Annotated in this window: 18 protein-coding genes; 16 read left to right on the forward strand and 2 right to left on the reverse strand. The window is 72.6% G+C overall.

The genetic code is table 11. The features are described from left to right. Nucleotides 1–817 (reverse strand): esterase family protein (locus I5Q34_RS12295; RefSeq protein WP_199892231.1); only part of this gene is annotated, 817 nt, incomplete at its 3' end. A 261-nt stretch (nt 818–1,078) separates the two neighbouring features. Here I5Q34_RS12295 and mqnC point away from each other — a divergent pair. The 9 genes from mqnC (at nt 1,079) to I5Q34_RS12340 (ending at nt 10,592) form a co-directional block, all read left to right on the forward strand. Next, on the forward strand, nt 1,079–2,290 hold the full coding sequence (mqnC, locus tag I5Q34_RS12300; RefSeq protein WP_199892232.1) for a cyclic dehypoxanthinyl futalosine synthase: 1,212 nt from the start codon (nt 1,079–1,081) through the stop codon (nt 2,288–2,290). Nucleotides 2,291–2,292: 2 nt separating this feature from the next. Then, nucleotides 2,293–2,940: a hypothetical protein gene (locus tag I5Q34_RS12305; protein ID WP_199892233.1), complete on the forward strand. Its 648-nt coding sequence runs from the start codon at nt 2,293–2,295 to the stop codon at nt 2,938–2,940. Between the two features lie 89 nt (nt 2,941–3,029). Then, nucleotides 3,030–3,641 (forward strand): Uma2 family endonuclease, encoded by a 612-nt coding sequence (locus I5Q34_RS12310; protein WP_234428736.1) that lies wholly within the window; start codon nt 3,030–3,032, stop codon nt 3,639–3,641. Nucleotides 3,642–3,998: 357 nt separating this feature from the next. After that, nucleotides 3,999–4,697 carry a demethylmenaquinone methyltransferase gene (locus tag I5Q34_RS12315; protein WP_199892234.1) on the forward strand — a complete coding sequence of 233 codons (699 nt, stop codon included), beginning with the start codon at nt 3,999–4,001 and terminating at the stop codon, nt 4,695–4,697. A gap of 31 nt (nt 4,698–4,728) precedes the next feature. Then, the gene (locus I5Q34_RS12320) at nt 4,729–5,277 is read left to right on the forward strand and encodes a hypothetical protein (protein WP_199892235.1); all 549 of its coding nucleotides are present in this window, start codon (nt 4,729–4,731) and stop codon (nt 5,275–5,277) included. A gap of 128 nt (nt 5,278–5,405) precedes the next feature. Beyond that, complete coding sequence (locus I5Q34_RS12325) at nt 5,406–6,686, forward strand: geranylgeranyl reductase family protein (RefSeq protein ID WP_199892236.1); 1,281 nt, start codon at nt 5,406–5,408, stop codon at nt 6,684–6,686. 240 nt (nt 6,687–6,926) lie between these two features. Continuing rightward, nucleotides 6,927–7,163, forward strand: a complete 237-nt coding sequence (locus I5Q34_RS12330) for a hypothetical protein (protein WP_199892237.1) — start codon at nt 6,927–6,929, stop codon at nt 7,161–7,163. Nucleotides 7,164–7,272: 109 nt separating this feature from the next. Continuing rightward, nucleotides 7,273–9,195 carry an FAD/NAD(P)-binding protein gene (locus I5Q34_RS12335; protein WP_199892925.1) on the forward strand — a complete coding sequence of 641 codons (1,923 nt, stop codon included), beginning with the start codon at nt 7,273–7,275 and terminating at the stop codon, nt 9,193–9,195. Further along, a complete protein-coding gene (locus I5Q34_RS12340; RefSeq protein ID WP_199892238.1) occupies nt 9,192–10,592 on the forward strand; it encodes a lyase family protein in 1,401 nt (466 codons plus the stop codon). Before I5Q34_RS12335 ends, I5Q34_RS12340 begins: the two co-directional genes overlap by 4 nt. A gap of 733 nt (nt 10,593–11,325) precedes the next feature. Here I5Q34_RS12340 and I5Q34_RS12345 read toward each other — a convergent pair. After that, nucleotides 11,326–12,240 carry a C40 family peptidase gene (locus I5Q34_RS12345; RefSeq protein WP_199892239.1) on the reverse strand — a complete coding sequence of 305 codons (915 nt, stop codon included), beginning with the start codon at nt 12,238–12,240 and terminating at the stop codon, nt 11,326–11,328. Between the two features lie 728 nt (nt 12,241–12,968). Here I5Q34_RS12345 and I5Q34_RS12350 point away from each other — a divergent pair. Genes I5Q34_RS12350 through I5Q34_RS12380 form a run of 7 tightly spaced genes read left to right on the forward strand, consistent with a single transcriptional unit; the run spans nt 12,969 to nt 20,524 of the window. After that, complete coding sequence (locus I5Q34_RS12350; protein WP_199892240.1) at nt 12,969–13,328, forward strand: NADH-quinone oxidoreductase subunit A; 360 nt, start codon at nt 12,969–12,971, stop codon at nt 13,326–13,328. A gap of 13 nt (nt 13,329–13,341) precedes the next feature. After that, nucleotides 13,342–13,896, forward strand: coding sequence for an NADH-quinone oxidoreductase subunit B family protein (locus I5Q34_RS12355; protein WP_199892241.1), 555 nt, complete (start codon nt 13,342–13,344; stop codon nt 13,894–13,896). Between the two features lie 26 nt (nt 13,897–13,922). Next, nucleotides 13,923–14,597, forward strand: a complete 675-nt coding sequence (locus I5Q34_RS12360; protein ID WP_199892926.1) for an NADH-quinone oxidoreductase subunit C — start codon at nt 13,923–13,925, stop codon at nt 14,595–14,597. Further along, nucleotides 14,597–15,937, forward strand: coding sequence for an NADH-quinone oxidoreductase subunit D (locus tag I5Q34_RS12365; RefSeq protein WP_199892242.1), 1,341 nt, complete (start codon nt 14,597–14,599; stop codon nt 15,935–15,937). Before I5Q34_RS12360 ends, I5Q34_RS12365 begins: the two co-directional genes overlap by 1 nt. 17 nt (nt 15,938–15,954) lie before the next feature. Continuing rightward, entirely contained in the window at nt 15,955–16,698 is a 744-nt protein-coding gene (gene nuoE, locus I5Q34_RS12370) for an NADH-quinone oxidoreductase subunit NuoE (RefSeq protein WP_234428884.1), read from the forward strand. After that, a complete protein-coding gene (gene nuoF, locus I5Q34_RS12375) occupies nt 16,695–18,047 on the forward strand; it encodes an NADH-quinone oxidoreductase subunit NuoF (RefSeq protein ID WP_199892244.1) in 1,353 nt (450 codons plus the stop codon). The genes nuoE and nuoF overlap by 4 nt, the downstream gene beginning before the upstream one ends. Continuing rightward, the gene (locus I5Q34_RS12380; RefSeq protein WP_199892245.1) at nt 18,044–20,524 is read left to right on the forward strand and encodes an NADH-quinone oxidoreductase subunit G; all 2,481 of its coding nucleotides are present in this window, start codon (nt 18,044–18,046) and stop codon (nt 20,522–20,524) included. Before nuoF ends, I5Q34_RS12380 begins: the two co-directional genes overlap by 4 nt. Nucleotides 20,525–20,558: the final 34 nt, after the last annotated feature.

A 20,558-nucleotide genomic window follows, 5' to 3' on the forward strand; every position in this document is an offset into this window, starting at 1 on the left:
GGGAGTCGGGGACGATGTCCGGGCCGGAGGCGATCACGGCCTTGAACTTGTCCGGGTGCTTGAGCACGGCCTTCAGGCCCGCGAAGCCGCCGGTGGAGGAGCCCATGAAGGCCCAGCCGTCGCGCGACTTGATCGTGCGGAAGTTCTCCTTGATCAGCTGCGGGACGTCCTCGGTGAGCCAGGTGCCCATCTTGGGCTGGCCCGGGATGTCACTGCCGTCCCAGTACAGGGGGTCGGCGTTCCTCGGGTTGAGGACCGGCATCGCGATGATGAAGGGCTTGCTCTTGCCCTCCTTCGACCACTTCGCGACGCTCGACTCCAGGCCGAGGTCCGTGCCCATCCAGTAGTTGACGGGGAAGCCGGGGCCGCCGGGGAGCGCGATCAGTACGGGGAAGCCGCTGTCCTTGTACTGCTCTTCCTTGTACTGCTTGGGGGCCCAGACCCACACCTTGCCGGTGAAACCGGACTTCTTGCCCGTGTACGTCACGACGCCGATCTCGGTGCCGTCGCTCAGCGTGTTGGCGTTCTTGAAGTCCGCCTTCGGGCCGGTCGGCATCGCGATCTTGGAGTCGGCGGCCGGCTTCGCCCCGTCGTTCCCGCCCGCCTGGCCGCCGCCGGTACCGTTCGCGGGAACGTCCTGTCCAAAGCTGACCGGCTCGCCCTTGCGCGAGAACGGGCCGATCTCGAAGTACTTGAGCACTCCGCCGGTGATCAGCCCGAGCACGGCTATGGAGGCCACGACTATGGTCCAGCGTTTCGCGCGGGAGGCCCGGCGGTGGCCCTGGGACCGGTAGGCCCCGTTGGCTGAGTGCGTCATCGCGTCGCTCCGGACGATTCTGCTGCCCCGAAGGACATGACGGTTCGGTGTGTTCCGCCCTAGTGGATGGGCAAATCCGGGACCCGGGTTCCTGGGACGGCCCATGAATTGAGTCATAGGCTGAAAATCGGGCCCGAGGGCCCGGGCCCGGCGGGGCCGAGGTCCCGGGCGGTCCGGGGCGGCCACCCTCGCCCGAGGCGCGGGCCGGCGGCCGCGTAGGCTGGTCCGAGACTTCACGAACCCCCTCCGAAGGGACGCACGGTGACGGAGAACGCCGACCTCACGCCCTCTGACATCGCGGCCGTCCTCGACCGCGCCGCCGCCGGCGGCCGGATCACCCCGGAGGAGGCGCTCGCCCTCTACCGGCACGCCCCCCTGCACGCGCTGGGCGCCGCGGCCGACGCGGTGCGCCGCAAGCGGTACGCGGGCACCGAGCACATCGCGACGTACATCATCGAGCGCAACATCAACTACACGAACTCGTGCGTCACCGCGTGCAAGTTCTGCGCCTTCTACGTCGCCCCGAAGAGCAAGAAGGTCTGGACCCGGCCCCTCGACGACATCCTGCGCCGCTGCGCGGAGACCGTGGAGCTGGGCGGCACGCAGATCATGTTCCAGGGCGGTCACCACCCGGACTACGGCGTGGAGTACTACGAGGAGCACTTCTCGGCGATCAAGAAGGCGTTCCCGCAGCTCGTCATCCACTCCCTCGGCGCGTCCGAGGTCGAGCACATGTCGCGCATCTCGGGCGTCTCCGCCGAGGAGGCCATCCGCCGCATCCACGCCGCCGGCCTGGACTCCTTCGCCGGCGCCGGCGCCGAGCTGCTGCCCGCGCGGCCGCGCAAGGCGATCGCCCCGCTGAAGGAGTCGGGCGAGCGCTGGCTGGAGATCATGGAGATCGCCCACGGCCTGGGCGTCGAGTCGACCTCCACGATGCTGATGGGCACCGGCGAGACCAACGCCGAGCGGATCGAGCACCTGCGGATGATCCGCGACGTGCAGGACCGCACGGGCGGCTTCCGCGCCTTCATCCCGTACACGTACCAGCCCGAGAACAACCACCTCAAGGGCCGCACCCAGGCGACGATCTTCGAGTACCTGCGGATGATCTCCATCGCGCGGCTGTTCCTGGACAACGTCGCGCACATCCAGGGCTCCTGGCTGACCACGGGCAAGGAGATCGGCCAGCTGTCGCTGCACTACGGCGCGGACGACCTGGGCTCGATCATGCTGGAGGAGAACGTCGTCTCCTCGGCCGGCGCCAAGCACCGCTCGAACCGGATGGAGATCATCGACCTCATCCGCAAGGCGGGGCGCGTCCCGGCGCAGCGGACGACGACGTACGAGCACATCGTCGTGCACGACGACCCGGCGGACGACCCGGTCGACGACCGCGTCGTCTCGCACCTGTCGTCCACGGCGATCGAGGGCGGCACGGCCCACCCCGAGCTCAAGCTGCTCGACGCGCGCTGAGCGTGCTGACGATCCACGCGGCGGGGCTGCTGCTGACCGGCGCGGGTGCCGGTGCCGCCGTGCCGGGCGGCGCGGTCGTCGTCGACGGCTCGGCCGTCGCGGCGCTCGGGCCGCTGGAGGAGGTGGCGGCCGCCCACCCGGGGGCGCGGGTGCGGCGGTGGCCGGGCCTGATCACGCCGGGGCTGCGGCAGGAGCACGGCGAGGCGCTGCTGGAGCGCACGTACCACCCCGACCCGCGCGAGTACGACGCGGTGGGCGACCGCCCGCTGACCGGCGAGCGGCTCGCGGCCCTGGAGATGAGCGAGAGCCGCTGGGCGGGCAGTGTGCGGCGGGGGTTGCAGCAGATGCTGCGGCACGGGACGACGGCGGTGGCCGGGGAGTTCACGGATCCGGTGGTGCGGACGGCGGTGGCGCGGTCGGGGCTGCGCGCAGTTCTGGCGGCGGGGGTGTCGGCGGCGGGGGTGCCGGGTGCGGAGCCCGATCTCGATCCGTTCCGCAGCGGGGGCGGCTTCGCGGGCCCGCTGACCGTCGGCGGCCGGGCCGGCTTCGCCGTCTTCGACGTGCCGGACGAGGCGGCGCTGCTAGCGTCCGGCGCGGGGACCTGCGTGGCCACGGTGCTGGCGGGGCGGCTGGTGTTCCGGGGGCGGTGAGTCCGGCGCGGAGGGCCGGTTCATTACTTCGGGTGACGCTACCGTCGTATACGGGACCGCGGTTCGTATCCGCGTCCACACTCGCGTCCATGGGAGCAGTGATGATCGCAGAACGGCTGGAGAAGGCCACTCCTGACAACTGGATGTTTCCGCCTGCGGAGGGCTGGACGTACAACCAGGTCAAGGATCTTGATCTGCCCTTCGACTGGGAACTTGTGGACGGAGTGATCGTGGTCCGTGGGCAGACGAAGCTGTGGCACGACAACGTGCGCGATGAGCTGCGTTATTACCTTCGCCGGGCTGCACCTGATGAGTACCGGGTCAACGTCGAGCGCTGCGTCATGCTCAGCGACCAGACCATCATCAAGCCCGATGTGGTCGTCTCCGACAGGAAAGAGCTCGAATTCCTCGGTGTGGAGTGCACCTCGGTCGACAAGGTGAGGTTGGCGGTGGAAGTGGTCTCGCCCGGCTCCCGTAGCGATGACCGTTTTCGCAAGCCCGCACAGTTCGCCCAGGCAGGTGTGCCGTTCTACTGGCGCGTCGAACTGGAGGACGAGAGCCTCTCGGTGTACGAGTACTGGCTGCCTGTCGGCGGGAGCGCGTATGTCGCCGCGCCCCTGCATCCGGTGCACCGGGAGAAGCTCGTCACTGAGATGCCTTTCCCGGTCGAGATCGACTTGGCCGCCCTTGTGGAGAACTGAACCGCATCGTCAGTGATCCGTATGGACCGGAGCGCCCCACGTCAGAGCCCCGTCAAGGGGAATCCCTCCCACCGCTCCCACCCGGCAGGATGATCACCGCGGGGACGGCCGCTCCGGCCGCTCCGCGGTGCGACTTCGAGGGCCCGGCCATCGCTGGACCGGCCGGCCGCAAGGACGCGCACCACCGGCGGGGCCGCGTAGCGACACGCGTCCACGGGGGAAGCCGGTGGTCCTGGGGGGCGGGGGCCCACAGGAAGAGCGCAGTCCGCACCGCGGAGCGGTCGTCGATCCGGGGCGGCCGTACCCGTCCAGAGCCCCCTGTGACGGGAGGGTTCGGACGGGGTGAACAATGGGGGAGTGACCCGAGCCTCCCTGGACAAGCAGCCGCACGAAGTCGCCGCGATGTTCGACGACGTGGCGGCCAAGTACGACCTCACCAACGACGTGATCTCGCTGGGCCAGGCCCGGCTGTGGCGCAGGGCCGTCGCCGGGGCCGTCGGGGCCCGTCCCGGGCAGAAGGTGCTCGACCTCGCGGCCGGCACCGGCACCTCGTCGATCCCCTTCAGCGCGGACGGCGCGTACGTCGTCCCCTGCGACTTCTCGCTCGGCATGCTGCGCGAGGGCAAGAAGCGCCACCCCTGGATGCCGCTGACCGCCGGCGACGCCACGCGGCTGCCGTTCGCGGACGGGGTGTTCGACGCCGTGACGATCTCCTTCGGGCTGCGCAACGTGCACGACACGGACGCCGCGCTCGCCGAGCTGCTGCGCGTGACGAAGCCCGGCGGGCGCGTGGTGATCTGCGAGTTCAGCCACCCCACGTGGGCGCCGTTCCGCACGGTGTACTCGGAGTACCTGATGCGCGCGCTGCCGCCGATCGCCCGCACGGTGTGCAGCAACCCGGACGCGTACGTCTACCTCGCCGAGTCCATCTCGGCCTGGCCCGACCAGCCGGCGCTCGCCGCGCGGCTGCAGAAGGCCGGCTGGTCGAAGGTCGCCTGGCGGAACCTGACGGGCGGGATCGTCGCTCTGCACCGGGGTTTCAAGCCCGCCGAGTGAACGGCCGCGTCCGGGACCGACGTTCGGCAGGGTGCTCCGGCTACGACCGGTACGGCGACCAGTACGACGACGGGGCCGGCCCCGACACGCCGTCGTCCCGGCCGTCCTCCTCGCCCGTCACCACCGTCCCGCCGCCCGGGAACTACGCGTCCGGGTCGACGCCCCCGAGGGCTTCTCCCCGGCCGTGCCCGAGGGCCGGCGGCGCGAGGACAAGGGCGGCGGGCAGCTGGACCGGCACGGGCCCACCGGCCCCGGGCAACTGCGCGGCGGCATCGTCGAGAAGGCGGACCGGCCGTCCTGCGAGCACTTCCAGGAGCTGGAGAAGGCGGTCGGCCGGCAGGAGGGTCACCGGCGGCTCCGGTTGACCCGCAACATCTTCAAGGGACGCCCGGGCGCCCTGTGGGAGTGGACCTGGGAGGACCGCGGACGGCCGATGCGCGCGGTCGGCCAGGCGTACGTGGACGGGTCGGGGACCGAGTGCGCGATCCTCTTCCAGGGGCGGGCCGGCATGGGCCCGAGGGCCACCTGGCTCCGGACGTCCGACACCGCGCTCACCCGCTGGCGGGCCGGGAAGCGATGATCATCCGGGTGACCGCCCGGTGGCCCGGAGTCAACAACCCGTGCCCGTTCGCCCGGGAGTGGCTCATAGACTCGTCGGGAGCAGCACCTCAGCAGCACTGCCTCCAATCACCGAACGGGAGAGCCGACATGAGCGACGTCCCTGCCGAACACACCGCCGATGTGATCGTGGTCGGCGCCGGTCCCGCCGGCTCCACCACCGCGTACCACCTCGCCAGGACCGGACTCGACGTCCTCCTCCTGGAGAAGACCGCGTTCCCGCGCGAGAAGGTCTGCGGCGACGGCCTGACCCCGCGCGCGGTCAAGGAGCTCATCGCGATGGGCATCGACATCTCCGAGGAGGCGGGCTGGCTGCGCAACAAGGGCCTGCGCATCATCGCGGGCGGCAACCGCCTCCAGATGGACTGGCCGGAGCTGGCCACGTTCCCCGAGTACGGCCTCGTCCGCAAGCGCGACGACTTCGACGACCAGCTCGCCCGGCAGGCCGTCAAGGCCGGTGCCCGGCTGTACGAGCGGTGCAACGTCGGCGCCCCGGTCATCGACGACCGCACCGGCCGGATCACCGGGGTGCACGCCAAGCTGGGTGAGGAGAAGACCCCGGTCACCTTCCGCGCCCCGCTCGTCGTCGCCGCCGACGGCAACTCCACCCGGCTGTCCCTGGGGATGGGGCTGCACCGGCGGGAGGACCGGCCGATGGGCGTGGCCGTCCGCACCTACTTCACCTCGCCCCGCCACGACGACGACTACCTGGAGTCCTGGCTGGAGCTGTGGGACCGGCGGGGTACGGAGCCCCGGCTGCTGCCCGGCTACGGCTGGATCTTCGGCATGGGCGACGGCACCTGCAACGTCGGCCTCGGCGTCCTGAACACCACCGGCGCCTTCAAGGACCTGGACTGGCGCGAGGTCCTCAAGGCCTGGTGCGCCTCCATGCCCGAGGACTGGGGCTACACCCCGGAGAACATGACCGACCCGATCCGGGGCGCCGCCCTGCCGATGGCCTTCAACCGGCAGCCGCACTACACGCGCGGCCTGCTGCTGGTCGGTGACGCGGGCGGGATGGTGAACCCGTTCAACGGCGAGGGCATCGCCTACGCCATGGAGTCCGGCCGGATCGCCGCCGAGGTCGTCGTCCAGGCCCACGGCCGCGCCGCCGCCCGGCGCGAGATCGCCCTCCAGCGCTACCCGAAGGTCCTCAAGGACAGCTACGGCGGCTACTACACGCTGGGCCGGGCCTTCTCGAAGCTCATCGGCAACCCCAAGATCATGAAGATCGCGACCGAACGCGGCCTGACGCACCCCCTGTTGATGCAGTTCACGCTGAAGATGCTGGCCAACCTCACCGACCCGACCGGCGGCGACGCGATGGACCGGGTGATCAACGGACTGAGCCGGATCGCGCCGAAGGCGTGACCTCCCGCGAGGCCCCCGGGTGCCGGTGACGGCGCGCGGGGGCCTTCGCGCGTCCGCGAGGCGTTGCGCGCGCCGGCCTTCGCGCGCCGGCCTTTCGCATGGCGGCCTTTCGCGTTCCGGCCTTTCGAACGCCGTTCGCGTCGGGTTAAGTTACCCCCGGAGCCGGGTGGAGCCCCGGCCGTGTCTGACGGCATGTCAGGCAATCGCCGGCAGCCGGGCGGAAGCGGGGGAGACTGCACCGTGCCGCAACCAGACGTAGCGTCCCCGCACTCCGGTGCGACGCCCTTCACGGCCTGCGCCCGGCAGTGCGCGGCGGACCGCTGGCTGGCCGCGACGGCCGCGCTCCACGACCTGCTGCGGGACGAACGGCGGCCCGTCCGCCGCGGTGAGTCCCGGGACGACGCCCCGGCGGAGCCGGCGGTCCTGGCGGCCGGCTGCGGCGCGTGTCCGGGGCCGGCCGCCGCGGCGCGCGGCTGAACCGCCCTCTCCCTCCCGCCCGTTCGCCCTTTCCCCCACCCGTTACGGCTTGAATGGAGCGCGTTCCGTGGCCGCACCGGCGCCCCGTGCGCAGACCGACACCTTCGTCATGGCCGTGGTGGGAGCCGGTCCCCGCGGACTCTCCGTGCTGGAGCGGCTGTGCGCCAACGAGCGCGCCGCCCCCGCGCACGCCGCGGTGACCGTGCACCTGGCCGACCCGGCGTTACCCGGCGCCGGGGCCGTGTGGCGCCCGGACCAGTCGCGGCACCTGCTGATGAACACCGTCGCCTCCCAGATCACCCTGTTCACCGACGCCGCGTCGCGCATCGACGGGCCCGTCGAGCCGGGGCCCACGCTCCACGAGTGGGCCCGGGGCGTGGCGGCCGCGGGGGAGAGGAGCGGCGAGGAGGCGTGGGTGCTCGCCGAGGCGCGCCGGCTCGGCCCGGACGCGTACCCGACCCGTGCCTTCTACGGGCGCTACCTGCGCGACTGCTTCCGGCGCGTGGTCGACGGCGCCCCCGCCCACGTCACCGTGCGGGTGCACCGCTCGCGGGCCGTCGAGCTCACCGACGCGCACGGCGCGGCCGGCGGGCCGCAGACCCTCCGGCTGGCCGACGGCACCCGGCTGGACGGGCTGGACGCCGTGGTGCTGGCCCTCGGGCACGTGCCCGCCCGGCCCACCGCCGCCGAGGCCCGCACCGCGAGCCTCGCCCGCCTGCACGGCCTGGCCTACCTGACGCCGGCCAACCCCGCCGACGCGGACCTGTCCGGCGTGGCGCCCGGATCCACCGTGCTGTTACGGGGGCTGGGCCTCAACTTCTTCGACTACATGGCCCTGTTCACCACCGGCCGCGGCGGCACGTTCGGGCGCGCGGGGGACGGCCGGCTCGCCTACCGGCCCTCCGGGCGGGAACCGCGCCTGTGCGCCTTCTCGCGGCGCGGCGTGCCGTACCACGCGCGCGGCGAGAACCAGAAGGGCCCGTCCGGGCGTCACCTCCCCCGGCTCCTCACCCCCGCCCGGATCGCGGCCCTGCGGGCCCGGGGGCCCCTCCGCTTCACCGCCGACCTGTGGCCGCTCATCGCCGCCGAGGTGGAGGCCGTCTACTACGGGACGCTGCTGACGGCGCTCGGACGGGACGCCGAGCGCGCGGAGTTCGCCACGCGCTACCTGGCCGCCGGGGCGAGCGGGGAGCGCGAGGAGCTCCTCGACGCGTACGGCGTCCCGCCGGGGCGAAGATGGGACTGGGAGCGGATCGCCGCTCCCCTCAAGGGCCGTGACTTCGCCGGCCGCGAGGAGTTCCGCCGCTGGCTGCTCGGCCGGCTGCGCGCGGACGTGCGCGCGGCGCGCGAGGGCAACGTGGACGGGCCGCTGAAGGCGGCCCTCGACGTGCTGCGCGACCTGCGCAACGAGGTCCGGCTCGCGGTCGACCACGCCGGGCTCGACGGGGACTCCCACCGCGACGAGCTGGAGCGCTGGTACACCCCGCTCAACGCCTTCCTGTCCATCGGCCCGCCGGCCCGCCGGATCGAGGAGGCGGCCGCCCTGATCGAGGCGGGCCTGCTGGAGGTGACCGGGCCCGGCACCGAGGTCCGCCTCGACGTCCGGGACCCGGCCTTCGTGGCCATCCCGTCCGAGGTGCCGGGCCCGCCCGTGCGGGCCGCCGCGCTGATCGAGGCCCGGCTGCCCGAACCCGACCTGCGGCGCACCGAGGACCCGTTGCTGCGGCACCTCCTCGACACCGGCCAGTGCGCCCCGTACCGCGTGCCGTCCGCCGCCGGGCCGCCGTACGAGACCGGCGGCCTCGCCGTCGGCGGGCGGCCCTGTCACCTGCTCGCCGCCGATGGCGTCGCACACCCGCGGCGCTGTGCCTACGGTGTCCCCACCGAATCCGTGCACTGGGTCACGGCCGCCGGCACGCGCCCGGGCGTGGACTCGGTGACCCTGGCCGACGCCGACGCCATCGCCCGTTCCCTGCTCGCCCTTCCCCCGGCCCCCGGAGTGCCGGACGCACCGACGGAGATCCGCGTATGACCACGAATCAGGCCACTCATCTTTCGGATACAGGACTGCTCTCGCCCGTCCGGGCCGGGACCCCCGTCGAGGAGGCCACCTCGGACACCGCCTGGGTGCAGGCCATGCTCGACGCCGAGGCGGCGCTCGCGCGGGCGCAGGCCCGGCTGGGGACCGTCCCGCCGGAAGCCGCCGAGGTCATCACCGGCGCGGCCGACGCCGCCCTGCTGGACACGCGGGCCCTCGCGCTGGCCTCGCGGGAGAACGCCCACCCGGTCGTGGCCCTGATCGCCGCCTTCACGGCCGTGGTGGCCGAACGGGACGCGGCCGCCGCGGAGTACGTCCACCGGGGCTCCACCAGCCAGGACGTCTTCGACACCGGCGCCCTGCTGGTCGCCGGCCGCGCCCTGCGGCTCGTCCGGGACGATCTGCGCCGCACGGCCGACGCGCTGGGACGGCTCGCCGCCGCGCACCGCGACACGCCGGCCGCCGCCCGCACCATCGCCCTCCAGGCCGTCCCGACCACCTTCGGCCTGCGCGCCGCCGGCTGGCGGCAGCTCGTCCTGGACGCGGAGGAGCGGGTCGCCCGGCTGCTGGACGGCGGCCTGCCCGTCTCCCTCGGCGGCGCGGCGGGCACGCTGGCCGGGTACCTGGAGTACGCGCGCCTGGCCGGGGAGGCGGACCTCGGCTCGTACGCCGGGCGGCTCGGCGCGCTCTTCGCGGAGGAGACCGGGCTGGCCCGGCCCGCCGCCGTGCCCTGGCATGCCCTGCGCACCCCGATGGCCGACCTGGCCGCCGCGCTGTCCATGGCCGCCGGGGCGCTCGGCAAATTCGCGCTCGACGTGCAGAACCTGACGCGGACGGAGGTCGGCGAGGTCGCCGAGCCGGCGGTGGCGGGGCGCGGCGCGTCCTCCGCCATGCCGCACAAGCGCAACCCGGTCCTCGCCACGATGATCCGCTCCGCGGCCCTCCAGGTGCCGGCCTTCGCGCTCGTCCTCACCCAGCAATTGCTGGCCGAGGACGAGCGCTCGGCGGGCACGTGGCACGCGGAGTGGCTCCCCCTGCGGGAGTGCCTGCGGCTGACGGGCGGCGCGGCGCGCACGGCCGTCGAACTGGCGGAGGGGCTGGAGGTGCGGCCGGACCGGATGCGGGCGAATCTCGGCCTGACGGGGGGCCAGATGGTGTCCGAGCGGGTCTCGGCGGTACTGGCACCCCGGTTGGGGAAGGCGGCGGCGAAGCGCTTGCTGACGGAGCTTTCGGCGGAGGCGTCCCGGACGGGCCGTCCGCTCGCCGACGTCCTCTCCGCCGATGCGCGGCTGGAGGGTGTCCTCACGGAGGGGGAGTGCGCGGAGCTGTGCGATCCGGAGCGGTACACGGGTGGGGCGGGGGAGCTGGTGGACGGCGCGCTGATGCGCTGACGCGCTGATTCCGCCCCGGTCCCGCCCTTTCTCCGTTTCCCGGGGAGGCCCCGGACCCCCAACCGCCCTCCGGGCGGGGGCGGGGGGCTGCGCCCCCTGCACCCCTTGCGGGGCTCCGCCCCGGGCCCCGCAAAGCGGCTGCGCCGCTTTGTCCTCAAGCGCCGGACGGGCTGGTTGCGCGCTCCGGGTCTGTTGACCGGATGGGCTGATTGAGCCGGTTGATGCGGCCGGGCGCGAAATCCAGCCCGTCCGGCGCTTGAGGACGAACGCGGCGTAGCCGCGTTGTGGGGTCCGGGGCGGAGCCCCGGAGCGGGGTGCAGGGGGCGCAGCCCCCGCCTCCGCCCGGAGGGCGGACGGGGGCCGGGGTCTCCCCGGGAAACGGAGAAAGGGCGGGGCCGGGGCATCCTTCACCGCGCAGCGGGGCCCGCCGCGGCCGGCGGTCGGACCGATCCGGTCCGATCCAATTCGGTCAAATCCGATCCGCTCGCATCCGCGAACCGATCCGAATAAAAGCCCGTATTCGGCCCTTACCGAAGGGCTTTGTGCCCGGCCCCACCCACCCCGCAGACTCACCCCACCGCATACCGGACGACCGGACATCGGCCGGCCGGGTGCCCGCGCAACACCGCACTGGGGGGAGGCACCCGGCCGAGCCCGGTCCCGGGCAACGCGGAAGGGCCGCCGTTCCCAGGGGGGAAACGGCGGCCCTTCCGTATGTCGCGGCAGCGGCGACTCACATGACGCGCACGGCACCCGTGGGCGGCGAGTAGCTCAGGTCGCGCTCGACGACACCCGTGCTCGGGTTCTGCGCGCCGATGAACTTGCCGCCGCCGATATAGACGCCGACGTGGTAGGCGCTGCCCGCGGAGCCCCAGTAGAGGATGTCGCCCGGCTGCAGGTTGGACAGGCCGACCTGGGTGCCGGCCGTCGACTGGTCCTGCGAGACGCGCGGGAGGCTGATGCCGATCTGCTGGTAGGCGGCCATGACCAGGCCGGAGCAGTCGTAGGAGGACGGGCCGGTGGAGCCCATCACGTACGCCTTGCCCACCTGCGCCTGGAGGAAGGACACCAGCGTGGCGGCGTTGCCGGTCGCACCGGTGGAGCTCTTCGAGGAGGAGGACGACGACGTGGACGTCGAGCTGTCGGAGTCCGACTTGGAACCGTTGGAACCGCTGGAACCGGTGGACGTCGAGTCGGAGTCGTCGTCCGGCGTGGAGGCGGCGGTCTTGGTGGAGAGCGCGGTCCGCTGCGCGTCCCGCGAGGCGCGGGCCTGCTCGGCCTCCCGCTTCTCCTTCGCCTCGGCGGCCTTGCGCTCCGCCTCCGCCTTGCGGTCGGCCTCCTGCTTGGCCTTCTTGGCGGCGGCGCGGGCGTGGTCCACCGCGGTGTCCACCTGTGCGCGGACCTGGTAGTCGTTCGCGGTCTGCTGCGTGGCGACCGCGGTCTGCGCGATCGACGACGAGAGGTCGGCGGTGAGCGCCGGCATCTCCATCGTCGCCTCCGCCGGCTTCTCCGCGGCGGAGGCCTGGGCAGCGCCCGTGACGGCCAGGGTGCTGAGAACGCCACCGGCAACACCCGTGCGGACGGCCCAGGACTGGGTCGCCGGGCGACGGGGCTTCCGGTGGCTGGTTATGTGCGCGTTGGAGGACATGGGACAAGGGCTTACCAGTCAGCACAGGTTGAGTTCAATATGAGTGACGTGGGCCACAATTGCCTGTCGAACGCTCCGAATTCGGGCCACACGCACCGGAAGGCGACTCTCCGCGGGCCGCCCCGGCAATCGTGATCATGCGGTTAAGCATGGCATTTGGGCACATGGAGGCGAGTGACCGAGCGGTATATCACGTTCTGGTCTCGGCCGTCGAGGAGAGCGGGGATCCGCGGCCGTCCGGCATGTGCGCGCGTGGCGGAGTTCACGCGGCGCGTCCCCGGCGGGCGTTGGTGAAGGAAAGCACGAGCCCTCGGCCGGGCGCGGCGGCGACGTGCCGTTCCACCGGGTGTCGCTCCATTATCAGTTGACGGTTGTGCGTGTCAAAGTGCGTGCGGCGCTCACACCTTGATGGCGATTCACCGTTCCGGCCAGTGGGTATGTCCGGAAAAGGGCTCGATGGTGATCGTCAAGGCGCTTCGAGCCGGAAGATCACTGCTCATCCGACTTGATGATCGTTCGTCAGGTGGCGGAGATCACAAACACGGGCCCGTACGCCGTGTCGCAGATCACAGACCAGCGGGCATAAGATGCCCTAGACCCGGGCTTGTGAACTGCCTCACATATTCGCGATCTTCGCAGAATCCTTCCGCGGTGTTCGCCCGTGAGCGGTCCAGCCGCCGGGGTCCCGACAGCCAGCAGTCAGCGTCGACTGGAAGGAGCGGGGAGGGATGAACGCCTACGCGCCCATCCTCGTACTGGGAGCCCTCGGTGCCGGCTTCGCGGTCTTCTCCGTGGTCATGGCATCGCGCATCGGGCCCAAGAGGTACAACCGCGCCAAGCTCGAGGCCTACGAGTGCGGCATCGAACCCACCCCGCAGCCGTCCGGCGGCGGGCGTTTCCCCATCAAGTACTACCTGACGGCGATGCTCTTCATCGTCTTCGACATCGAGATCGTCTTCCTCTACCCCTGGGCCGTCACGTTCGACTCCCTCGGGCTGTTCGGGCTCGTCGAAATGCTGCTCTTCGTACTCACCGTCTTCGTCGCGTACGCCTACGTCTGGCGGCGCGGCGGCCTGGAATGGGACTAGGGGGCGACCGCACATGGGTCTTGAGGAGAAGCTGCCCAGCGGCTTCCTGCTGACCACCGTCGAACAGGCCGCCGGCTGGGTGCGCAAGGCGTCCGTCTTCCCGGCCACCTTCGGCCTGGCCTGCTGCGCCATCGAGATGATGACCACCGCCGCGGGCCGCTACGACCTCGCCCGCTTCGGCATGGAGGTCTTCCGCGGCTCCCCGCGCCAGGCCGACCTGATGATCGTCGCCGGGCGGGTGAGCCAGAAGATGGCGCCGGTGCTGCGCCGGGTCTACGACCAGATGCCCAGCCCCAAGTGGGTCATCTCCATGGGCGTCTGCGCGTCCAGCGGCGGCATGTTCAACAACTACGCCATCGTCCAGGGCGTGGACCACATCGTCCCCGTCGACATCTACCTGCCCGGCTGCCCGCCGCGCCCCGAGATGCTCATGGACTCCATCCTCAAACTGCACCGCGAGATCCAGGGCGAGAAGCTCGGCGCGCACCGCGTCGAGGCCGAGCTGGAGGCGGAGCGGACGGCCATGAAGTCCCTGCCCCTCATCGAGATGAAGGGGCTGCTGAAGTGACCGAGCAGAACGGCAGCGTCCCCGGCATGCGCGGGGAGGCCGGCGACGTCATCGGCGTCCGCACGGGCATGTTCGGCGCCGGCGACGGCGGGGACACCAGTGGATACGGGCGCCTGGTGCGCACCGTGCGCATGCCGGGCGAGTCCGTCCGGCCCTACGGCGGTTACTTCGACGAGGTCGCCGACGAACTGGAGGGCGCCCTGGAGGAACAGGGCCTCCTCCCGTCGAACGCCGTCGAGAAGACCGTCGTCGACCGCGGCGAGCTCACCTTCCACATCGCCCGCGAGCACCTCGTCCGCGTCTGCCGCACGCTGCGCGACGACCCGGCGCTCCGCTTCGAGCTGTGCACCGGCGTCAGCGGCGTCCACTACCCCGGTGACAAGGGCCGCGAGCTGCACGCGGTCTACCACCTGCGCTCCCTCACCCACGGCCGGACGATCCGGCTGGAGGTCTCCGTCCCCGACGCCGACCCCCACCTGCCGTCCGTCTGCGACGTCTACCCGACGAACAACTGGCACGAGCGCGAGGCCTACGACTTCTTCGGGCTGGTCTTCGACGGACACCCGGCACTGACCCGGATCATGATGCCGGACGACTGGCAGGGCTTCCCGCAGCGCAAGGACTACCCCCTGGGCGGTATCCCCGTCGAGTACAAGGGCGCCCAGATCCCGGCTCCGGACCAGCGGAGGTCGTACAGCTGATGTCCACGTCATCCACCAGTCCACAGGGCACCGCCGGAGCGCGCGAGACCACCGAAGGGACCGTCTACACCGTCACCGGAGGCGACTGGGACGACGTCGTCTCCGCGGCGCGCCGGACCGACGACGAGCGCATCGTCGTCAACATGGGCCCCCAACACCCCTCCACACACGGCGTGCTCCGGCTCATCCTGGAGATCGACGGCGAGACCGTCACCGACGCCCGCGCCGGCATCGGCTATCTGCACACCGGCATCGAGAAGAACCTCGAGTACCGCACCTGGACCCAGGGCACCACCTTCGTGACGCGCATGGACTACCTCATGCCGATCGTCAACGAGACGGTGTACTGCCTGGCCGTCGAGCGGCTGCTCGGCATCACGGACCAGGTCCCCGAGCGGGCCACGGTCCTGCGCGTGCTCCTGATGGAGCTGAACCGAATCTCCTCCCACCTGGTCTACGTCGCCATGGGCGGCACGGAGCTCGGCGCCACCACCGTCGCCGTCTTCGGCTTCCGTGACCGGGAGATGGTCCTCGACGTCCTGGAGCTCATCACCGGGCTGCGCATGAACCACGCCTACGTGCGGCCCGGCGGCCTCGCCCAGGACCTGCCGCCCGGCGCGGTGGACCAGGTCCGCGAGCTGGTCAAGAAGCTCCGCCGCAACCTCACGGAGTACGACAAGCTCGTCGTCGGCAACCCGCTCTTCAAGGCCCGTATGCAGGACGTCGGTTACCTCGACCTCAGCGGCTGTCTGGCGCTCGGGGCGACCGGCCCGATCCTGCGGGCCGCCGGCCTCCCGCACGATCTGCGCAAGTCCGACCCGTACTGCGGCTACGAGACGTACGACTTCGAGGTGCCGACGGTCGACACCTGCGACGCGTTCGGGCGCCTGCTGGTGCGGATGGAGGAGATGCGCCAGTCGCTGCGGATCGTCGAGCAGTGCCTGGACCGGCTGGAGCCCGGCCCGGTCATGGTCGCGGACCGGAAGATCGCCTGGCCGGCCCAACTCGCCCTGGGCCCCGACGGCCTGGGCAACTCCCTCGACCACATCAAGAAGATCATGGGCACCTCGATGGAGGCCCTGATCCACCACTTCAAGCTGGTGACGGAGGGCTTCCGGGTACCGCCGGGACAGGCGTACGCGGCGGTGGAGTCGCCCAAGGGGGAGCTCGGCGCCCACGTCGTCAGCGACGGCGGCACCCGGCCCTACCGCGTGCACTTCCGCGACCCCTCCTTCACCAACCTCCAGTGCATGGCGGCGATGTGCGAGGGCGGCCAGGTCGCCGACGTCATCGTCGCCGTGGCCAGCATCGACCCGGTCATGGGAGGTTGCGACAGGTGACAGGAATCCAGCTGGGGATGCCCCAACTGCCCGCCCCGGACTACCCGGAGGACGTGCGGGAACGGCTGGCGGCGGACGCCCGGGAGGTGATCACCCGCTACCCCGACAGCCGCAGCGCCCTGCTGCCGCTGCTGCACCTGGTGCAGGCCGAGGAGGGGCACGTCTCCCGCACCGGCATCCGCTTCTGCGCCGAGCAACTCGGGCTCACCACGGCCGAGGTGACGGCCGTGTCGACCTTCTACACCATGTACCGCCGCGAGCCCGGCGGCGACTACCAGGTCGGGGTCTGCACCAACACCCTGTGCGCCGTGCTCGGCGGCGACGCCATCCTCGACGCGCTCAAGTCCCATCTGGGCGTGGACAACGGCGGCACCACCGCCGACGGCAAGGTCACCCTGGAGCACATCGAGTGCAACGCGGCCTGCGACTACGCGCCCGTCGTGATGGTCAACTGGGAGTTCTTCGACAACCAGACGGTCGAGAGCGCCAAGCGGCTCGTCGACGACCTGCGCGCTGGCCGCACCGTCGAACCCACCCGCGGCGCCCCGCTGTGCACCCACCGCGAGACCTCCCGCATGCTGGCCGGCTTCCCCGACCAGCGGCCCGGCGCCGTGGAGGCCGGCGGCGGGGCGGGCCCCGCCTCGCTGGCCGGCCTGCTGCTGGCGCGCGGCGAGGACGGCCCCGCCCGCGTGGGACCGCCGCGCGGCGTCCCGCACGGGCGCGAGGCGGAGCAGCCCGGAGCCGAGGAGGGGGGGGAATGACCGTGGCGGCCGAGATCCACGAGACGAGTCCGCAGAAGCTGCTCGCCCCCGTGCTGAGCGCCTTCTGGGACGAGCCCCGCTCCTGGACCCTGGAGACCTACCTCCGTCACGACGGCTACCGGGGCCTGCGCAAGGCCCTGGAGATGACCCCGGACGACGTGATCGCCTACGTGAAGGACTCCGGGCTGCGCGGCCGCGGCGGCGCCGGCTTCCCGACCGGGATGAAATGGCAGTTCATCCCGCAGGGCGACAACAAGCCGCACTACCTCGTGGTCAACGCGGACGAGTCGGAACCGGGCACCTGCAAGGACATCCCCCTCCTGTTCGCCAATCCGCACGCCCTCGTCGAGGGCATGATCATCGCCTGCTGGGCGATCCGCTCGGAGCGCGCGTTCGTCTATCTGCGCGGGGAGACCGTCCCCGTGCTGCGCCGCCTGCACGAGGCCGTGCGCGAGGCCTACGCGGCCGGGTACCTCGGCCGCGACATCCTCGGCAGCGGGCTCGACTTGGACGTCACCGTGCACGCGGGGGCGGGCGCCTACATCTGCGGCGAGGAGACGGCCCTGCTCGACTCCCTCGAAGGCCGCCGCGGCCAGCCCCGGCTCCGGCCCCCCTTCCCCGCGGTCGAGGGGCTCTACGCGTGCCCCACTGTGGTGAACAACGTCGAATCCATCGCCTCGGTTCCCTCCATCCTCAACAAGGGCAAGGAATGGTTCCGTTCGATGGGCAGCGAGAAGTCCCCGGGCTTCACGCTGTACTCGCTGAGCGGCCACGTCGCGGGCCCCGGGCAGTACGAGGCGCCGCTCGGCATCACCCTGCGCCAGCTGCTCGCCATGAGCGGCGGCATGCGCCCCGGCCACCGGCTCAAGTTCTGGACGCCGGGCGGCTCTTCGACCCCGCTCCTCACCGACGAGCACCTGGACGTCCCGCTCGACTACGAGGGCGTCGGCGCCGCCGGGTCGATGCTCGGCACCAAGGCCCTGCAGTGCTTCGACGAGACCACCTGCGTCGTGCGCGCGGTCACCCGCTGGACCGAGTTCTACGCCCACGAGTCCTGCGGCAAGTGCACGCCCTGCCGCGAAGGGACGTACTGGCTCGTCCAGTTGCTCCGGGACATCGAGGCCGGACGGGGCCGGATGTCCGACCTCGACAAGCTGAACGACATCGCCGGCACGCTCGACGGCAAGTCCTTCTGCGCCCTCGGGGACGGCGCCGCGGCCCCGATCTTCTCCTCGCTCAAGTACTTCCGGGCCGAGTACGAGCAGCACGTCAGGGGCCGGGGCTGCCCGTTCGACCCGGCGAAGTCCACGGTGTGGGCCGACCAGTCGCACCCGGAGGTGCACGCATGACCGTGACGGCGAAGACGACCGGCGCGCCGACGGCCGAGGACCTGGTCTCCGTCACCATCGACGGCATCCAGGTCTCCGTGCCCAAGGGCACCCTGGTCATCCGGGCCGCCGAGCTCATCGGCATCGAGATCCCCCGCTTCTGCGACCATCCGCTGCTGGAGCCCGTCGGCGCCTGCCGTCAGTGCATCGTCGAGATCGAGGGCCAGCGCAAGCCGGCCGCCTCCTGCACGATCGCCTGCACCGACGGGATGGTCGTCCGCACCCAGCTCACCTCGCCCGTCGCCGAAAAGGCGCAGAGCGGGGTGATGGAGCTGCTCCTCATCAACCACCCGCTGGACTGCCCGGTCTGCGACAAGGGCGGCGAATGCCCCCTGCAGAACCAGGCGATGACCGCCGGCCGCGCCGACTCCCGCTTCGAGGGGAGGAAGCGCACCTACGAGAAGCCGGTGCCGATCTCTCCGCAGGTGCTGCTGGACCGCGAGCGGTGCGTGCTGTGCGCCCGCTGCACCCGCTTCTCCAACGAGATCGCCGGCGACCCGATGATCGAGCTGCTGGAGCGCGGGGCGCTGGAGCAAGTCGGCATCGGCGAGGGCGACCCCTTCGAGTCGTACTTCTCCGGCAACACCATCCAGATCTGCCCGGTGGGCGCGCTGACCTCGGCCGCCTACCGGTTCCGCGCCCGCCCCTTCGACCTGGTCTCCTCGCCGTCCGTGTGCGAGCACTGCGCGGGCGGCTGCGCGACGCGCACCGACCACCGGCGCGGCAAGGTGATGCGCCGGCTCGCCGCCGACGACCCCGAGGTCAACGAGGAATGGCTGTGCGACAAGGGGCGCTTCGCGTTCCGCTACGCGCAGCGGCCGGAGCGGCTGGAGACCCCGCTGGTCCGCGACGGGGAGGGGACGCTGCGCCCGGCGAGCTGGCCGGAGGCGCTTCAGGCCGCGGCCGAGGGGCTGCGCGCGGCGCGCGGCCGGGCCGGGGTGCTCACCGGCGGCCGGCTCACCGTCGAGGACGCCTACGCCTACGCGAAGTTCGCGCGGGTGGCGCTCGACACCCACGACGTCGACTTCCGGGCCCGGGCGCACAGCGGCGAGGAGGCCGACTTCCTGGCCGCCCGGGTGGCCGGCCGCGGCCGGGACCTGGGCGCGCCGGCCGTGACGTACTCCGCTCTCGAACGGTCCCCCGCGGTGCTGCTGGTCGGCCTGGAGGCCGAGGAGGAGGCGCCCGGGGTCTTCCTGCGGCTGCGCAAGGCGTGGCGCAAGCGGGGGCTGCGGGTCTTCGCGCTGGCCACGCACGCCACGCCGGGCCTGACGAAGACCGGCGGCACGCTGTTGCCGGCCGCGCCCGGCACCGAGCCGCAGTGGCTCACGGCACTCGCGGAGGGCACGGCGGAGGGCGACGCCGCCCAAGCGCTGCGCCAGGACGGCGCGTTGATCCTCGTCGGCGAGCGGACGGCCCGGGTGCCCGGGGCGCTGACCGCCGCCGTGGCCGCCGCCACGGCCACCGGCGCGACCCTGGTGTGGATCCCGCGCCGGGCCGGCGAGCGGGGCGCCGTCGAGGCGGGCGCCCTGCCGGGCCTGCTGCCCGGCGGCCGTCCGGCCACCGATCCGCGCGCCCGCGAGGAGACCGCCACCGCCTGGGGCGTGCCCGAACTGCCGCGCAGCCCCGGCCGGGACACCGGCCAGATCCTGGAGGCCGCCGCCACCGGCGAGCTGGGCGCCCTGCTCGTCGGCGGGGTCGAGGTCGCGGACCTGCCCGGCCCGGCGCGCGCCCGCGAGGCGCTGGACGCGGTCGGCTTCCTGGTCAGCCTGGAGCAGCGGCCGAGCGAGGTGACCGACCGGGCCGACGTGGTCCTCCCCGTCTCGGCGGTCGTCGAGAAGCCCGGCACCTTCCTCAACTGGGAAGGCCGGGCACGGCCGTTCGAGGCGGCCCTCAAGCCCGACCAGCTGGCCGGCCGGCACGTGCTGCCGGACGCCCGGGTGCTGCACATGCTCGCCGACGCCATGGGCGGCCGCCCGCTGGCCCTGCCGGACGTCCGGGCGGTCCGGGCCGAGATGGCCCGGCTGGGCCGCTGGGCCGGGCCGTACGCCGCCGACCCCGTCGAGCCGCCGCGCAAGGCGCCCGCGCCGGGCGCCGGCGAGGCCGTCCTCGCCGGCCACCGGCTGCTGCTCGACCGGGGGCGGCTCCAGGACGGCGACGAGGCGCTGGCCGCCACCCGGCACGCCGCCCTCGCCCGCCTCTCCCCGGCCACGGCCGCCGAAATCGGCGTGGCGGACGGGGAGTCGCTGGCGGTGCGCGGCCCGGCCGGGACCGTCCGGCTGCCGCTGCGGATCACCCCCATGCCGGACCGGGTGGTCTGGCTCCCGCTGAACTCCGCCGGCGGCGGCGTCGCCTCGGACACCGGCGCGCAGCCCGGCGAGCCGGTGCGCATCGGGCCCGGCGGCAAGGATGAGGACACCGTTCCGGAGGTGCTGTCGTGAACGCCGGTTCCCTGCACGGCCTGGCCGCGGGCGA

This window comes from Streptomyces sp. AV19, assembly GCF_015999245.1.
Classification (GTDB): domain Bacteria; phylum Actinomycetota; class Actinomycetes; order Streptomycetales; family Streptomycetaceae; genus Streptomyces.

What these genes read in the sequence shown, in the direction of transcription:
- I5Q34_RS12310 (WP_234428736.1), top strand. Translation starts at nt 3,030, where the DNA reads ATGGGAGCAGTGATGATCGCAGAACGGCTGGAGAAGGCCACTCCTGAC.
- I5Q34_RS12325 (WP_199892236.1), top strand. Translation starts at nt 5,406, where the DNA reads ATGAGCGACGTCCCTGCCGAACACACCGCCGATGTGATCGTGGTCGGC.
- I5Q34_RS12335 (WP_199892925.1), top strand. Translation starts at nt 7,273, where the DNA reads ATGGCCGTGGTGGGAGCCGGTCCCCGCGGACTCTCCGTGCTGGAGCGG.
- I5Q34_RS12340 (WP_199892238.1), top strand. Translation starts at nt 9,192, where the DNA reads ATGACCACGAATCAGGCCACTCATCTTTCGGATACAGGACTGCTCTCG.
- I5Q34_RS12345 (WP_199892239.1), bottom strand. Translation starts at nt 12,240, where the DNA reads ATGTCCTCCAACGCGCACATAACCAGCCACCGGAAGCCCCGTCGCCCG.
- I5Q34_RS12350 (WP_199892240.1), top strand. Translation starts at nt 12,969, where the DNA reads ATGAACGCCTACGCGCCCATCCTCGTACTGGGAGCCCTCGGTGCCGGC.
- I5Q34_RS12355 (WP_199892241.1), top strand. Translation starts at nt 13,342, where the DNA reads ATGGGTCTTGAGGAGAAGCTGCCCAGCGGCTTCCTGCTGACCACCGTC.
- I5Q34_RS12360 (WP_199892926.1), top strand. Translation starts at nt 13,923, where the DNA reads ATGCGCGGGGAGGCCGGCGACGTCATCGGCGTCCGCACGGGCATGTTC.
- I5Q34_RS12365 (WP_199892242.1), top strand. Translation starts at nt 14,597, where the DNA reads ATGTCCACGTCATCCACCAGTCCACAGGGCACCGCCGGAGCGCGCGAG.
- nuoE (WP_234428884.1), top strand. Translation starts at nt 15,955, where the DNA reads ATGCCCCAACTGCCCGCCCCGGACTACCCGGAGGACGTGCGGGAACGG.
- nuoF (WP_199892244.1), top strand. Translation starts at nt 16,695, where the DNA reads ATGACCGTGGCGGCCGAGATCCACGAGACGAGTCCGCAGAAGCTGCTC.
- I5Q34_RS12380 (WP_199892245.1), top strand. Translation starts at nt 18,044, where the DNA reads ATGACCGTGACGGCGAAGACGACCGGCGCGCCGACGGCCGAGGACCTG.